A 14,589-nucleotide genomic window follows, 5' to 3' on the forward strand; every position below is an offset into this window, starting at 1 on the left:
GATTGCGGCAGATATCGCCAGCGGTCGAAAATGATGAAGCGGGAAATGCGACGCTGCTTAGCCGAACACGTTCGTCAGGTGCTGTTTCAGCCGTTCTATGTCATTGCTGATATCCGGTGATTTCATCACGTCGAAACATGAGAAGGCGGGAAGGATATCGACGCCGCAGAATTTATAATTGGCGGTATTGCTGACGAAAATATCATCGACGGATTTTCCGGCGAAAAGCTGCTGATTATTATCGCCAAATGCCTGTTGCGGGGCATTCCAGGTTAACGAAAGCATGTATTTTTTGCCCTGCATTTTTCCGCCGCTGCCGTATTGCCGGTTCGGGTCCTGTCGGGTTCTGCCGTCATCAACCAGCATACTCTGTTGCATCAACCCGGCGGTAAAGACCTCGTCGACATATTTTTTGTAGATCCAGGGCGTGCCGAACCAGTAGACCGGCGATTGCAGAATAATGATATCGGCCCAGAGGTGCTTTCTCACCTCTTCGGCAATATCGTAACCTTGCTCTATGGCAGTCTGCTGCACGCTATGGCCGCGCGTTTCCATCTCGTCTCGGATCACGCCGAGCAGGGTTGCATTTAAACCGCCTGACGAGATGCCTTCGTATAACTGGTGCGTGTTGATTATCAGAACGTTTTTCATAATTGAACCTGTGTGATGGGGAAGGGCCAAGACGATGTCTTGATGGCGAACAGTATCGCCGGAGCAAGGTGCGGAGCGCTTGCCGGATTCGATTCAATTCTTGCCTGATTCAACGGATTGACATTGATATATGCAATAAGCGGGCGGCGAGATGGTAGACTTTTTACTGACCCTTTTTAGTTGCGAGAGCGAACCCAATGCTGACCCTCACCAGAACGAACCACGAGACGCTGGCCAATCTGGTGGCAGATATTGCCGCTACTGATGGCGATTACCCTACCGCCATACCTGCACTGATGGTTTACCGCAGAAATGCCGTCACGGCGCCGATGCCCTGTATCTATGGGCTGGGGTTGGGGCTAACCGTCCAGGGGGGAAAGCGGGTCACGCTTGGTAATGAGATCTTTGACTACGGGCCTGGGCAGTCGCTGATTACCTCGGTTGATCTGCCGGTGGTGTCTTATGTCACCCAGGCCAGCGTCGCCGAACCCTACCTGGGGGTACGCCTGGAGCTGGATGCCCGGCTTATCTCACAGCTGGCGGCCGATCTTGATTTCGCCGCTGGGGCGAAAGCCTCCGGTGGCAGGGCGGTATCGGTGGTTGAACTGGACGATGGCCTGCTGGAAGCGGTGAGTCGCTTGGTCAGCCTGTTGGATGAACCGGCGTTGATGGCGCCTCTTTACCCGCTGATCTTGCAGGAAATCACCATTCGGTTACTGAATGGGCAACATGGGCCGACATTACGGAATTTGGTCGCGCAGGGATCGCCAAGCCAGCAAATCGCACGGGTATTGTCGTGGCTTAAACTCAACTTTGCGCAGGATTTGTCGATGGAAGCCTTGGCCGCCAAAGCCTGCATGAGCCCATCGACATTCAGGCAGCACTTCCGCGTGCTGACCGGCATGAGCCCCCTGCAATATTTGAAGAGCCTGCGTTTGCAGGAGGCGCGGCAGATGATGATGAATGAAGGGCTGGATGCCGGCAGCGCGGCGGTGAGGGTCGGGTATGAGAGCGCCTCGCAATTCAGCCGCGAATATACCCGTCTGTTTGGCGCACCTCCTTTACGCGATATCAAACGGATACGCGAGGCCGGCTGAGCGTAATATAAATGCAAAAAACCCGCCTGAGTGACCTCAAGCGGGCTGTTTTAGCGATCTTTTAACGATGCTTAAGCGATATCGAAGCGATCGAGGTTCATGACCTTGTTCCAGGCGGCGACAAAGTCCTGAACAAAGCTCTCCTGAGCGTCAGCGCTGCCATAAACTTCCGCCAGCGCGCGCAGTTGCGCGTGTGAACCGAAGATCAGATCGGCGCGGGTTGCCGTCCATTTCAGCGCACCGGTCTGGCGATCCTGGCCCTCGAACACGCCTTCCTCATCCGCCTTTTTCCAGGTTGTGCCCATGTCCAGCAGGTTAACGAAGAAGTCGTTGGTGAGCGTTTCTGGCCGCTGGGTCAGCACGCCGTGCCGGCTTTGGCCGACATTGGCGTTCAACACTCGCAACCCGCCCAGCAGCACCGACATTTCCGGCGCGCTCAGGGTGAGCAGCTGCGCCTTGTCCACCAGTAATGCCTCGGGGGAAATGCGGTAGCGGCTATCAAGGTAGTTGCGGAAACCGTCGCCCACCGGCTCCATGGCCGCGAACGACTCGATATCGGTTTGCTCTTGCGAAGCGTCCATACGCCCCGGCGTGAAAGGAACGCTAACCGGGTGGCCGGCATTGCTCGCCGCTTGTTCAACGCCCGCACAACCTGCCAACACGATCAAATCCGCCAGCGAGACTTTTTTGCCGTCGGTCTGCGCATCGTTGAAGGCGTGCTGAATACCTTCCAGCGTGGCCAGCGTTTGCGCCAGTTGCGCGGGCTGATTCACCGCCCAATCTTTCTGCGGTGCCAGGCGGATACGGGCGCCATTAGCGCCGCCGCGTTTATCGGAACCGCGGAAGGTGGAAGCTGAAGCCCAGGCGGTGGAAACCAGTTGTGAAATCGGCAGACCGGAGGCCAGAATTTTACCTTTAAGATCGGCAATATCCTGTTGGTTAATCAGTTTATGATTTATCGCCGGAACCGGATCCTGCCAAATCAGCTCTTCCGCCGGAACTTCCGGGCCGAGATAGCGTGCGCGTGGACCCATATCGCGGTGGGTCAGTTTGAACCAGGCGCGGGCGAAGGCGTCGGCGAACTCGTCCGGGTTTTCGAAGAAGCGGCGCGAAATTTTTTCGTACACCGGATCGAAGCGCAGCGACAGGTCGGTGGTCAGCATGGTCGGGCGATGTTTTTTCGCCGGATCGAACGCGTCGGGAATGGTCTCGCCGACGTCCTTGGCCACCCACTGGTGCGCGCCGGCCGGGCTTTGCGACAGCTCCCACTCGTATTCGAACAGGTGCCGGAAGAAGTCATGGTTCCATTGGGTCGGGGTAGTGGTCCAGGTGACCTCAAGGCCACTGGTGATTGCATCTTTACCCTTGCCGGTTCCGAAGGTGCTTTGCCAGCCGAGGCCCTGCTGTTCCAAACCTGCGCTCTCCGGATCGGCACCGATGTGCGAAGCGGGGCCTGCGCCGTGGGTTTTGCCGAAGGTATGGCCGCCGGCGATCAGCGCGACGGTTTCTTCGTCATCCATCGCCATTCTGGCAAAGGTCTCGCGGATGTCGCGCGCTGCGGCGATCGGGTCGGGGTTGCCGTCCGGGCCTTCCGGGTTCACGTAGATCAGGCCCATTTGCACTGCCGCCAGGGGGTTCTCGAGATCACGGTCGCCGGAATAACGGCTGTTCTCGCCGCCACTCGTTTCCAGCCAAATCTTTTCCGCGCCCCAGTAAACGTCGTCCGGCTCCCAAACGTCGGCGCGGCCGCCTGCGTAACCAAAGGTTTTGAAGCCCATCGATTCCAGCGCCACGTTACCGGTCAGGATCAACAGGTCGGCCCAGGAAATTTTGCGGCCGTATTTTTGTTTAATGGGCCACAGCAGACGACGGGCCTTGTCGAGGCTTACGTTGTCTGGCCAGCTGTTGAGCGGCGCAAAGCGCTGTTGGCCGGAGCCTGCGCCGCCGCGGCCGTCGCCGATGCGATAGGTGCCGGCGCTGTGCCAGGCCATGCGAATGAACAGGCCGCCGTAGTGACCGAAGTCCGCCGGCCACCATTCCTGAGAGTCGGTCATCAGGGCATGCAAATCTTGTTTGACCGCCGCCAGATCCAGACTGTTGAAGGCGTCGGCGTAGTTGAAATCTTTGTCCATCGGATCGGACAGGGAGGAGTGTTGGTGCAGGTGCTTCAGACTAAGTTGGTTGGGCCACCAGTCCTGGTTCGAATTGCCACGCTGGGGAAGGGTCTTGTTGCTGCCGCCCGAAAAGGGGCATTTGCTTTCAGTTGTCATGATGCGCTCTCTGCTTGTGTCGGATGTTGCGCTAATAGGGGGAACCCCTGAATCAGTCTGATCGTTATTGGGTTTCACGACTTGAACCACAGGCGGGTAGAAGGAAACTCAGTAGTAAGCTTAGACAGTGGTTGGCGAGAGATAAAATAGGAATGCTTGAATTCTGCAATAGCTTCGGACGATTGATTTTTTATGCATTGATAGGTATTGCCAGAAAGGCGTGTGGCGGCCAAAAAGCGAAAAAATGCCCAGGTACCCGGTACTGATTTTTCTGAACCTGTTTCCCTTCTTCTGAAAATATAAGACCAAAGGTAACAAAAAGTGATCGTGATCAATATCACACTTTGGTGAGGATATAACCTGATTGGTGAACGATAAATACTCATTATTTTTAGGGGATGGATATGAAAATTAGGGATTTTTTTGTGCAAACGCCGTTGGAAAGACGCCGTTATGGCGTCGCGCTTTTTGTCGGCGTTATCGCCGGGCTGCTGTCTGCATTCGTTAAGTGGGGCGCAGAAGTTCCGCTTCCGCCAAGGACCATTCTGGATGGACGTGCGGAGTTTAATCCACCGTATCTTTTCCTGAGAGATTATTTGGGCATAGATCCGACGGCAACGGTTTACACCTTTTCGGAACATGTGATCAATCCGGTTATGGTGACGCACATTATTTTCTCGTTGGTGTTTGCCATCGGTTACTGCGTGGTTGCCGAAGTCTTCCCGAAAGTAAAACTCTGGCAGGGCGTGCTCGCCGGCTTAATTGCCACGGTGTGCGTTCACGGCATCAGTTTCCCGCTGCTGGGCCTGACGCCGCCTTTATCCATGCTGCCTGTCGAAGAGTATGTTTCAGAAATACTGGGGCATGCATTCTGGTTCTGGGCGATCGAACTTGTTCGGCGTGACCTGCGCAACAGAATAACGCACCAGCCGGATGCGGAAGTTCCACTCAGTTCACCGTTCCGTTAAGTCAATGCAGAAGGCACAAAAGCCCTGAGAGAGTGCAGGGCTTTTTCTTTTACGTTCATTATCGTTAATCCAGCAACTTCATTTCCCGTGCACGGTTCATGGCTTGGGTGCGGCTGTTGACATTGAGCTTGGCGTAGGTGTTCTTGAGGTGCCATTTCACGGTCTGTGCAGAAATAACCAGGGAACGAGCGATGTCTTTGTTCGTCTGCCCCTCGGCGATCAGGCGTAAGACCTGAATTTCTCGCTCACTGAGACCCCAATAAACGTCATGATTGTTCTGACGCTGGTGTTCACCGGTCTGTGCGGCCTTATCTGCCAGGCGAAGCTGCGCACCTTGCTCGTTGCAGGCTGCAAGGTCTTCCTGCATCTGGATAAGCAAAGGCTGCAAGGTGTCGCCGGCATCAAGAAAGCCTTGCATGAGATGCGGGTGTTCAGCCAGTTGCAGAACCGGTTGCAGCGTCGTGCAGGCAGCCGCGTTTTTACCGGCCTTCCACAAGGCTAATGACCAGAGCGCACGCAGGCGCGCGGCGGTGAGCCAGTCGCGTCGGTTTTCCTGTTCGGTAACCAGTTCGGCCAGCAGTTTGCAGGCTTGCGGCAGCTGGCCGGAGGCCAGCAGCAGGCGACTACGGCTGAGTGCCGCATGCTGAGCGATCGCGCGTTGACAAGGATGTTCGGCATTAATCCTGGCAGGGTGCGCCAGCTGTTCCAGTTGCCGCTGCAGTTGCTCTGCACCGGGGTGATCCGCGCGTTGCAGGCGTACTCTCACTTGCTCGGCCAACAACAGAGCCTGCAACCGGCGCCACCCGCGAGACACCGCCAGTTGCAGTGCATGTTCCAGCAGCCGTTCTGCTTCATGCGGTATGCCGCCATGCAAGGCCTGACGCGCAAGATAGACATAGCAACGGCTCAGTGCATCGGGTGGGCTGAAACGGTCGATGAGTTCGAGCCTATCCGCCAGCAGATGATCGAGCGAGTCAAGACTTCTGCTCTCGTAGGCGATTTCCGCCAATAGCGGCGCGAGCGTTGCTCCGCTGGCCGACTGAGGGCCGGTATAACGTTCGGCCTGGCGCAAGGCGTTGCCGGCATACAGCTCGGCGTTCTCCAAATCCCCTTGGCAAAGATGGCACTGGGCGATGATAAAAGCGCGATAAACCGAGACGAACAGATTGTCCAGCGGGCCGTCCGGGCAGGGCATATGGCGCTGGACCGCCAGGGCCTCGGTATAGCGCTGGTTAACCACGTGGCAGTAGCTGAGAATATTGCATATCAGGCCATCGACCCAGGTATCACCGCAAGGCACTTCGGCCAGCAACGGCTCGACAATCGCCAGGCTTTCAGGGATGTTTTCGGCAAAGGCTTCGCAGATGGCGCGTACCACCCGCAGCTTGATCCAGGCGCTGCGGGCCATCCCGTCACGGTGATTCGCCACCATTTGGTCGAGATTATCGAGTAACTGGCGCGATTCATCGAAGCGGAAATAGTGCGCCAGCGCCCAGGCCAGATTGATTTGAAGGTCAATGCGTGACGGATCGACGCTCGCCGGCAAGTGACGCATCCAGGATACCAGCGTATCTATGTCACCCTCTTCAGCCAGGGATTGTGCGCTCGCGCCATCTTGCCCGGCGCTATGGACCGGCTTGCCGGCTGCCAGCGCATGGCGCACCGCTTCAGCCCACAACAGCTGTTCGACGAACCAATGGCTGGCGCGTTCGTGCAACTGTTTGAGGTTGATATCGGCACGATGGCGCAATGCCGCGCCCAGGGTTTCCTGCAAGAAGGGATGATAACGGAACCAATAGCCTTGCTCGTCAAGGGCCGACAGGAACAGGTTGTGCCGCTCAATCCATTCCAGCATCGCCTCGCTGTCGTCACGCCCGGTGACGGCATTGCACAGTCCGGCATTCAAACGATTGAGAAACGCCGTTTGCATCAGGAAGTCGAGCACCTCCGCCGGCAGCGGGTCAAGCACCACTTCTTGCAGATAACGGGCGATGGAGCGCGTTCCCCCGCGCAGATTGTGGATCAGGTGCCCAGGGTCTTCACGCAATTCGGGGGACAACGACGCGATCTTCATGCCCGCGATCCAGCCCTCCGTCGCGGACAGCAGCCGAAGGGCATCCTGATTGCTGAGCGGCACGGCGACCGTCTGGCTGAAATAGTTCCGGGTTTCTTCCAGCGTGAACTGCAGGTCCCGATCGTAGATTTCCACCAACTGATCCTGGGCCTGCAATCGGCGCAGCGACAGATTCGGGTGGAACCGGCTGCCAACGATCAGATGCAGCGCTGCGGGCGCATGCCTGAGCAGATAGCTCAGGGCTTCATGCACGCCGGCGTCGTTGATCATGTGGAAGTCGTCGATGATCAGATACAGGTCGTGCGGGCAATAGTGCAATTGGTTAATCAGCCCAGCCAGCAACTGCTGGGAACTTGATGGCGTTTGCTCTTCCATGTTTTGCCAAAAATCGGCGTCCCAATCGGCATAGAGCGGCCGCAAAGCATGCAGCAGATAAGGGATGAACTGCCAGACGTCATCGTCATCCTCATCAAGGCCGAGCCAGGCAACGCGTTCACCCTGGCCGATCAACTGTTGGTGCCATTGTGCCAAAAGCGTGGTTTTGCCGAATCCCGCGCCCGCACAAACGACGGCCAGACGCCGCAGGCGCACGTGATCAAGCTGCTTGAGCAGACGCGGGCGTTGCAGCAACAGGATAGAGGAACGCGGCGGGACGAATTTGGTCAGGATCAGCGGCAAGCCTCTCGTCAGCCGCAGAGGCCCCGAGACCAACGATGTAGATTGGGAACCTGCAAAATCCGATTGCTTCATCCGTGGTTGCCTGCCCGTATTTTGTTTTTTCAATTGTACGTCAGAGCCCGGGACGAAACGGGGCCGTCGTTCTGGATAGATAAACAAAATTCATAAACTTTGACCTCGAGCATGAAAACCCCCACTTACCCCCCCATTAGGGTGGCTTCGCAGCTTCCCGAAACACCCGTACATTTTTTGTATTGGTGTGGTTAGGGTGCATTCACCCTGTCAAATAGCCCGCCTGTCCGACCCTTATTGAGGAGAATCAGATGACGCTGAGCAAACAGGCTTTGCTGCAGGCTTACCGTAAGATGCGCGAGATCAGGACCTTCGAGGAGCGCCTGCATCAGGAAAACACCAGCGGCGACATTCCGGGCTTCATTCACCTTTATACCGGTGAAGAGGCCATTGCGGTGGGGGTCTGCGAAAATTTGACCGACGCCGATTTCATTGGTTCTACGCACCGTGGGCATGGCCACTGCATTGCCAAAGGCTGCGATATTCACGGCATGATGGCCGAGATTTTCGGTAAGGACAGCGGTTTGTGTCGCGGCAAAGGCGGCTCCATGCACATTGCCGACCTGTCGAAAGGCATGCTGGGCGCGAACGCTATCGTTGGCGGAGCCCCTCCGTTGGCCATCGGCGCAGCGCTGACGGCCAAGACCCTGAAGACCGGCAACGTCGGCGTGTCTTTCACCGGCGATGGCGGTTCCAACCAGGGCCTGGTATTTGAGGCCATGAACATGGCGGTGGTGCTGCAATTGCCGGCCGTCTTCATTTTCGAGAACAACGGTTATGGCGAAGGGACCGGGCATGACTACGCCGTCGGCGGCCGCGATATCGCCAAACGTGCGGCCGGTTTCGGCCTCCCGGCGGTGACGGTCGACGGCACCGATTTCTTTGCCGTTTACGAAGCCGCCGCAGAGGCGGTCAAACGCGCTCGCGAGGGGGGCGGTCCCAGCGTGATTGAGGCCAAGGCCTTCCGCTGGCACGGCCACTTCGAGGGCGATCCGGCGTTGTACCGCGCTGAGGGTGAAGTCCAACGCCTGCGTGAACAGCACGATCCGCTGAAGATCTTCACAACCAGGGTCAAAAAACAGATTACCCGGGAGGAGCTGGCGGCGATCGACGCGGACGTTGAAGCGCAGGTCGACGATGCCGTAACCAAAGCCCGCGCGGCCGCCTATCCGGCTCCGGAAGACCTGCTGACCGACGTCTACGTTTCCTATTGAGGGTGATAACAATGGCTATAAAAACCTATCGTGAAGCGGTCAAGGAAGCGCTGGCCCAGGAAATGGAGCGTGACGAACGCGTGGTGCTGATCGGCGAAGACTTGCGTGGCGGCCATGGCGGCAATGCCCCGGAAGAGGCGAGGATAGAGGCCTTTGGCGGCGTGCTCGGCGTGACCAAAGGGTTGTGGACGCAGTTCGGTTCTGACCGCGTGATCGACACGCCGATTACCGAGTCGGCGATCATCGGCATGGCTGCCGGCGCCGCGGCGACCGGTCTGCGGCCGGTGGCCGAACTGATGTTCATGGACTTTTTCGGCGTCAGTCACGATGCGCTGTACAACCAGGCCGCCAAGTTCCGCTACATGTTTGGCGGCAAGGCCAAGGCGCCGCTAGTGATGCGTGGCATGATCGGCGCCGGCTTCTCTGCGGCGGCCCAGCATTCGCAGTCGCCCTACAATATCTTCGCCACCACGCCGGGCCTCAAGGTGGTGGTGCCGTCCACGCCTTATGACGTCAAGGGCCTGCTGATCCAGTCGATCCGCGACGACGATCCGGTGGTGTTCTGCGAACATAAAATGCTTTACGACCTCAAGGGCGAAGTGCCGGAAGGTATTTATGCCATTCCGCTGGGGGTGGCCAACTACACCCGCGAAGGGGAGGACGTCACCATCATCGCGTTGTCGGCGATGGTACATAAAGCCAACCAGGTGGCCGACAAACTGGCCAAAGAGGGCATCTCGGTGGAGGTGGTCGATCCGCGGACGATTTCTCCGCTGGACGAGGAAGGCATTCTGGAGTCGGTGGCGTCCACCGGCCGCGTAGTGATCGTCGACGAGTCGGCGGCGCGTTTCGGCTTTGCCCATGACGTCGCGGCACTGATCGCTTCCCAGGCATTCCATTTCCTCAAAGCGTCGATTGTGCTGGTCACTCCGCCGCACACCCCGGTGCCGTTTTCTCCCGCCCTCGAAAAGCTCTGGATCCCCAGCGTCGAGCGTATCGAGGCCGCCGTCCGCCAAGTGCTGGAGGATTGAGCCATGAGTGATATCAAGACGCTTGAAATGCCCAAGTGGGGCCTTTCGATGGAGGAAGGCTTGCTCGCGCAGTGGTCTATCCGGGAGGGCGACAGCTTCACCAAGGGGCAGGAAATCTGCGAGATCGAGACCAGCAAAATCGTCAACGTGCTTGAGGCCCCCTTCGCCGGGACCCTGCGGCGGATACTCGCCCGGCAGGGCGATACCCTTCAGGTGGGGGCGGTGCTGGCGCTGGTGGCTGAGGCGTCGATCAGCGATGCCGAACTGGACGCCTTCACGGTCAGTCTGGCCGCGGCGGGGCCGGCAGCGTCTGTCGCACCGCCTCCCGCGCGCCCTGCGGCAGCCCCGACACTCGACAACGCACTTCCCACGGCATCGGCCCCGTCCACCAAACCGGTGGCCGCCAGTGGGCAGACTGAGGTGCCGATCGGCCTGCAGGGAAGCACCGATGCCGCACAGGTCAATGCCACGCCCCACGCGTTGCGCCTGGCCGCCAGGCTGGGTGCCGATCTGGGCAAGGTGCGCGGTAGCGGACGTGAAGCACGTATCTCCGTGGCTGACCTGGAGAGCGCTATTCTTGCCGCAGGGGGCCGTATCGCATCGCCGACGCCGCCATCGCGCTCAGGCAAAGCGCCACGTTCGCACGCCGACGACAGCCAGGTGTCGGCAACGCCACTGGCGCGCCGTCTGGCCGCCAAACTGGGGATCAACCTGCACGATTGCCGCAGCAGCGGTTCACGCGGGCGGGTCAGCCGCGATGACGTGCAGGCGGCGGCTTTGTTGCTCGACGGGCAGCCGCAGGCCGGTACTGCGCAGAATGCGGCGCCGGCAGCCTTTGAAGATTTGCCCATGTCGGGCATGCGCAGGGCGATCGCCACCCGCTTGCAGGCTTCCAAGCAACATTCACCGCACTTCCGCCTGATCGCCGACCTCGACCTGGAGCGCCTGTTGGCATTGCGCAAGGAGATCAATCTTGGCGCACCCGGCGTCAAGATTTCGATTAACGACCTGCTGGTTAAGGCTTGCGCCCAGGCGCTGGTGGCGGTGCCGGATGTCAACGTACAGTTCGACGAAGCCAGCCAGAGCATCCGCCGTTTTGCCGATGCCGACATCTCGGTGGCCGTTGCGCTGCCGGCCGGGCTGATTACTCCCATAGTGCGCGCGGCCAACCGTAAGTCGGTCAGCGAGATCTCGCACGACATTCATTCCCTGGTGACCCGGGCGAAAGCCGGCACGCTCAAGCCCGAAGAGTTCCAGGGCGGCACCTTTAGCCTGTCGAACCTGGGCATGCTCGGCGTGCGCCAGTTTGACGCCATCATTAACCCGCCCCAGGGCGCGATCCTCGCGATCGGTGCCGGCGAGGTGCGGGCGGTGGCCCGCGACGGGCAGATCGTAGCGCGCCATCAACTGACGGTGTCACTGTCCTGCGACCACCGGGTCATCGATGGGGCACTGGGCGCGGCTTTTCTCCAGGCACTCAAGCGACTGGTTGAAACGCCGACCCTGATGTTTGTCTAGGAGACGAGCCATGCACGACAAATACGATGTACTGGTGATCGGCGGCGGGCCGGGGGGTTACGTTGCCGCCATCCGCGCCGGCCAGCTCGGGCTGCGTACCGCATTGGTGGAAAAACGGCATCTGGGGGGCATCTGTCTGAACTGGGGGTGCATCCCAACCAAGGCGCTGCTGCACGGTGCCGAGGTGGCGCACAGCATCGCCCATGCCGACCAACTGGGTTTCAGTGTCGGCGAGGTGAGTTTCGATCTGCAGAAACTGGTGCAGTTTAGCCGCTCCGTGTCGCAACAGCTGACCGGCGGGGTCGAGTACCTGTTGAAGAAGAATGGCGTAACGGTGTTCGACGGCACCGCCCGCCTGAGTAGCAAGGGGCAGGTGACGGTAGTCGATGCCAGGGGGGGCGAGCGCGACTACCGGGCCGACCACGTGATCCTGGCTACCGGCGCCCGCCCGCGTGCGTTGCCGGGGATCGTACCGGATGGCGAGCGGATCTGGACCTACTTCGAGGCATTGCAACCCAAAAAATTGCCGAAATCCTTGTTGATCATCGGCTCCGGCGCCATCGGCGTCGAGTTCGCCAGCCTCTACAACGACCTTGGCAGCGAAGTGACGCTGGTGGAGTTGGCCGCGCAGATACTGCCGGTTGAGGACGCCGAAGTCGCGGCTGCGGTGCACAAGTCGTTCGAACGGCGCGGTATTCGCGTGCATACCCAGACGCAGGTGACGCAGGTGCAGCTCACGGACGCGGGAGGGCGTTGCACGTTGAAAAACGCCCGGGCCGAACAGGCCGTGGAGGTCGAACATGTGCTGTTGGCGGCCGGCGTCCAACCCAATGTCGAAGGCCTCGGCCTGGAGGCGCTGGGCGTCGAGCTGGATCGCGGTTTCATCAAGACGGATGACGCCTGCCGCACCAACGTCTTCGGCCTTTACGCTATCGGCGACGTGGCCGGCCCGCCGTGCCTGGCGCACAAGGCCAGCCACGAAGGGACGATCTGCGTCGAGACGCTGGCCGGCGTCGAAGGCGTGCACAAGCTTGACCGCGGTTATGTGCCCGGTTGCACCTATGCCCGGCCGCAGGTTGCCAGTCTGGGCCTGACCGAGGCGGCGGCGCGCGCCAGCGGACGACCGCTCAAGATCGGTAAGTTCGCCTATCAGGGCAATGGCAAGGCGCTGGCCGGCGGTGAGGCGGAGGGCTTCGTCAAGACGATTTTCGATGCCGAAACCGGCGAGCTGCTGGGGGCGCACATGGTTGGCGCACAGGTCACCGAACAGATCCAGGGCTTCGGTATCGCCCATCATCTGGAGGCCACGGACGAGAGCCTGCTGTCGGTCATCTTTGCGCATCCGACACTTTCCGAAGCCATGCATGAATCGATCCTGGCGGCCGCCGGCCGACCGCTGCATCAATAAGAAAATACGGGATCTGATCCGATTAGCGTTTTCGGTCGCGGAAACCAACAAAAAACTCTCCATTAGACGTAGTACAAAACGAAACAGGAATAATCATGTCGACAGGTTTGAACCGAAAGGTAGCCATTATCACTGGCGCAGCGCGTGGCATCGGCCGTGGGATCGCACTGCGCCTGGCACAAGAGGGGGTCAATCTTGCGCTGTTGGATTTATCCGCAGATCAGCTTGGTGCAGTCAGGAAAGAGGTGGAGTCTTTCGGGGTAAAAGCGACAACCTACGTTGCCGATATCAGCAAGCGCGAGGAGGTGTATGCGGCCATCGAGCACGTTGTGAGTACGCTGGGTACCTTGGATGTGATGATTAATAACGCCGGTATTTCGCAGGTAAAACCCATCGCAGACGTGATGCCGGAGGATCTTGAGAAGATCCTGAACATCAATATCGGGGGGGTGACCTGGGGGATCCAGGCCGCCGCGGCGAAATTTAAGCAGCTCAACAAAAAGGGCAAGATCATCAATGCTTGTTCCATCGCCGGTCATGAGGGTTTTGCATTGCTGGGCGTGTACTCCGCCACCAAATTCGCCGTACGCGCATTGACCCAGGTTGCGGCAAAGGAATACGCCAGCGACAACATTACCGTCAACGCCTATTGCCCTGGGGTGGTCGGCACCGATATGTGGGTGGAAATAGATCAGCGTTTCTCGGAGATTACCGGTGCCCCGAAAGGCGAAACCTATAAGAAGTACGTCGATGGCATTGCCTTGGGGCGCGCGCAAACGCCGGCTGACGTCGCGGCACTTGTCGCCTTTCTTGCCAGCGACGATGCCGCCTATATCACCGGCCAGTCGATTTTGACCGACGGCGGGCTGGTTTATCGCTAACCGGTGCCGCTCTTTTAAGTTCTCTTAAAGGGTTTTTAGGTGCCTGCCCAACCGTGGCGATTCATTTCGTGCAATTTGGCGGAGGCGGGCAGGCAATCTAATGATGCCAAAGCAAAAATCCCGCTAGGTTTCCCTGCGCGGGATTTTCTGGATTTGGGTTCCTGACTGGGGGCATAAGCACATAGACGCCCCCCTTCAAGATTTTTGCCAGCCGGAAAGAACGCAGGTCTGCTTTCTCTTTAGCTAAAATACACGTCGACATGCGTACCTAATTTGCGGGCTAAACCTTTTGCTCCATCGCGCATCACCCAATGGTGGTTCCACCGGAAAACGGGTGTTGCCAGCGGAGCGAGATAGTTCATCCATCGGGTGTTAGTCCGGATATTCCAATCATACCTAACGATAGTATCCCCCTCTTTGTCAGAAAACGCCCAGACTCCACGCCCTTCAACGTCGCCACTGGCTTTCCCTTCTAAAAGGCAAAAAGGCGTAATATTTAATACATGGATATCAAAGGTTAATCGATAAGGGAGTACACCTTTCCAGGTATAACGATGCAAGGCGCCAATTCCGTGAATATCACCTTTCTTTAACTCGGTAATCTGCTCCAGACTTCCCCACCATTCGGGCCACAGATCCGGATGGCATAGAACATCCCATACTTCCTGTATAGAAGCCTCAACTCGCCAGATGGTGGAGAACTTATAGTCAGCCATAGAGCCAGGCT

At 58.6% G+C, this 14,589-nt stretch carries 11 protein-coding genes; 7 read left to right on the forward strand and 4 right to left on the reverse strand.

Features of this window, described 5'->3' with window-relative positions:
- Positions 1–57: 57 nt before the first annotated feature.
- Entirely contained in the window at positions 58–651 is a 594-nt protein-coding gene (locus QZQ97_RS01575) for an NAD(P)H-dependent oxidoreductase (protein ID WP_311991940.1), read from the reverse strand.
- A gap of 197 nt (positions 652–848) precedes the next feature.
- Here QZQ97_RS01575 and QZQ97_RS01580 point away from each other — a divergent pair, with 197 nt between their 5' ends.
- Positions 849–1,748, forward strand: coding sequence for an AraC family transcriptional regulator (locus QZQ97_RS01580; protein WP_311991941.1), 900 nt, complete (start codon positions 849–851; stop codon positions 1,746–1,748).
- 71 nt (positions 1,749–1,819) lie between these two features.
- Here QZQ97_RS01580 and katG read toward each other — a convergent pair whose 3' ends face one another.
- Positions 1,820–4,018, reverse strand: coding sequence for a catalase/peroxidase HPI (katG, locus tag QZQ97_RS01585; RefSeq protein ID WP_311991942.1), 2,199 nt, complete (start codon positions 4,016–4,018; stop codon positions 1,820–1,822).
- A gap of 404 nt (positions 4,019–4,422) precedes the next feature.
- Here katG and QZQ97_RS01590 point away from each other — a divergent pair, with 404 nt between their 5' ends.
- Positions 4,423–4,986: a YagU family protein gene (locus QZQ97_RS01590; RefSeq protein WP_004946879.1), complete on the forward strand. Its 564-nt coding sequence runs from the start codon at positions 4,423–4,425 to the stop codon at positions 4,984–4,986.
- Positions 4,987–5,050: 64 nt separating this feature from the next.
- On the opposite strand, the gene QZQ97_RS01595 is transcribed toward QZQ97_RS01590, so the two are convergent.
- Positions 5,051–7,810 carry a LuxR C-terminal-related transcriptional regulator gene (locus tag QZQ97_RS01595; RefSeq protein ID WP_311991943.1) on the reverse strand — a complete coding sequence of 920 codons (2,760 nt, stop codon included), beginning with the start codon at positions 7,808–7,810 and terminating at the stop codon, positions 5,051–5,053.
- A 251-nt stretch (positions 7,811–8,061) separates the two neighbouring features.
- On the opposite strand from QZQ97_RS01595, the gene QZQ97_RS01600 reads away from it, so the two are divergent.
- The 5 genes from QZQ97_RS01600 to QZQ97_RS01620 all read left to right on the forward strand — a co-directional run bounded on the left by QZQ97_RS01600 (position 8,062) and on the right by QZQ97_RS01620 (position 13,862).
- Positions 8,062–9,024: a thiamine pyrophosphate-dependent dehydrogenase E1 component subunit alpha gene (locus tag QZQ97_RS01600; protein WP_311991944.1), complete on the forward strand. Its 963-nt coding sequence runs from the start codon at positions 8,062–8,064 to the stop codon at positions 9,022–9,024.
- Between the two features lie 11 nt (positions 9,025–9,035).
- The gene (locus QZQ97_RS01605; protein WP_311993857.1) at positions 9,036–10,055 is read left to right on the forward strand and encodes an alpha-ketoacid dehydrogenase subunit beta; all 1,020 of its coding nucleotides are present in this window, start codon (positions 9,036–9,038) and stop codon (positions 10,053–10,055) included.
- A 3-nt stretch (positions 10,056–10,058) separates the two neighbouring features.
- The gene (locus QZQ97_RS01610; protein ID WP_311991945.1) at positions 10,059–11,573 is read left to right on the forward strand and encodes a 2-oxo acid dehydrogenase subunit E2; all 1,515 of its coding nucleotides are present in this window, start codon (positions 10,059–10,061) and stop codon (positions 11,571–11,573) included.
- A gap of 10 nt (positions 11,574–11,583) precedes the next feature.
- Positions 11,584–12,981, forward strand: a complete 1,398-nt coding sequence (gene lpdA, locus QZQ97_RS01615; RefSeq protein ID WP_311991946.1) for a dihydrolipoyl dehydrogenase — start codon at positions 11,584–11,586, stop codon at positions 12,979–12,981.
- Between the two features lie 95 nt (positions 12,982–13,076).
- Entirely contained in the window at positions 13,077–13,862 is a 786-nt protein-coding gene (locus QZQ97_RS01620; RefSeq protein ID WP_311991947.1) for an acetoin reductase, read from the forward strand.
- 239 nt (positions 13,863–14,101) lie between these two features.
- Here QZQ97_RS01620 and QZQ97_RS01625 read toward each other — a convergent pair whose 3' ends face one another.
- A complete protein-coding gene (locus tag QZQ97_RS01625) occupies positions 14,102–14,578 on the reverse strand; it encodes an SRPBCC family protein (protein WP_311991948.1) in 477 nt (158 codons plus the stop codon).
- Positions 14,579–14,589 lie beyond the last annotated feature (11 nt).

This window comes from Serratia sp. root2 (genome assembly GCF_031931805.1).
In the GTDB taxonomy this organism is placed as follows: Bacteria; Pseudomonadota; Gammaproteobacteria; order Enterobacterales; family Enterobacteriaceae; genus Serratia; species Serratia inhibens.

Excerpts from the sequence above, each read along its gene's own strand:
- lpdA (WP_311991946.1), top strand. The coding sequence starts at position 11,584 with ATGCACGACAAATACGATGTACTGGTGATCGGCGGCGGGCCGGGGGGT.
- QZQ97_RS01590 (WP_004946879.1), top strand. The coding sequence starts at position 4,423 with ATGAAAATTAGGGATTTTTTTGTGCAAACGCCGTTGGAAAGACGCCGT.
- QZQ97_RS01605 (WP_311993857.1), top strand. The coding sequence starts at position 9,036 with ATGGCTATAAAAACCTATCGTGAAGCGGTCAAGGAAGCGCTGGCCCAG.
- QZQ97_RS01620 (WP_311991947.1), top strand. The coding sequence starts at position 13,077 with ATGTCGACAGGTTTGAACCGAAAGGTAGCCATTATCACTGGCGCAGCG.
- QZQ97_RS01580 (WP_311991941.1), top strand. The coding sequence starts at position 849 with ATGCTGACCCTCACCAGAACGAACCACGAGACGCTGGCCAATCTGGTG.
- QZQ97_RS01610 (WP_311991945.1), top strand. The coding sequence starts at position 10,059 with ATGAGTGATATCAAGACGCTTGAAATGCCCAAGTGGGGCCTTTCGATG.
- QZQ97_RS01625 (WP_311991948.1), bottom strand. The coding sequence starts at position 14,578 with ATGGCTGACTATAAGTTCTCCACCATCTGGCGAGTTGAGGCTTCTATA.
- QZQ97_RS01600 (WP_311991944.1), top strand. The coding sequence starts at position 8,062 with ATGACGCTGAGCAAACAGGCTTTGCTGCAGGCTTACCGTAAGATGCGC.
- katG (WP_311991942.1), bottom strand. The coding sequence starts at position 4,018 with ATGACAACTGAAAGCAAATGCCCCTTTTCGGGCGGCAGCAACAAGACC.
- QZQ97_RS01595 (WP_311991943.1), bottom strand. The coding sequence starts at position 7,810 with ATGAAGCAATCGGATTTTGCAGGTTCCCAATCTACATCGTTGGTCTCG.
- QZQ97_RS01575 (WP_311991940.1), bottom strand. The coding sequence starts at position 651 with ATGAAAAACGTTCTGATAATCAACACGCACCAGTTATACGAAGGCATC.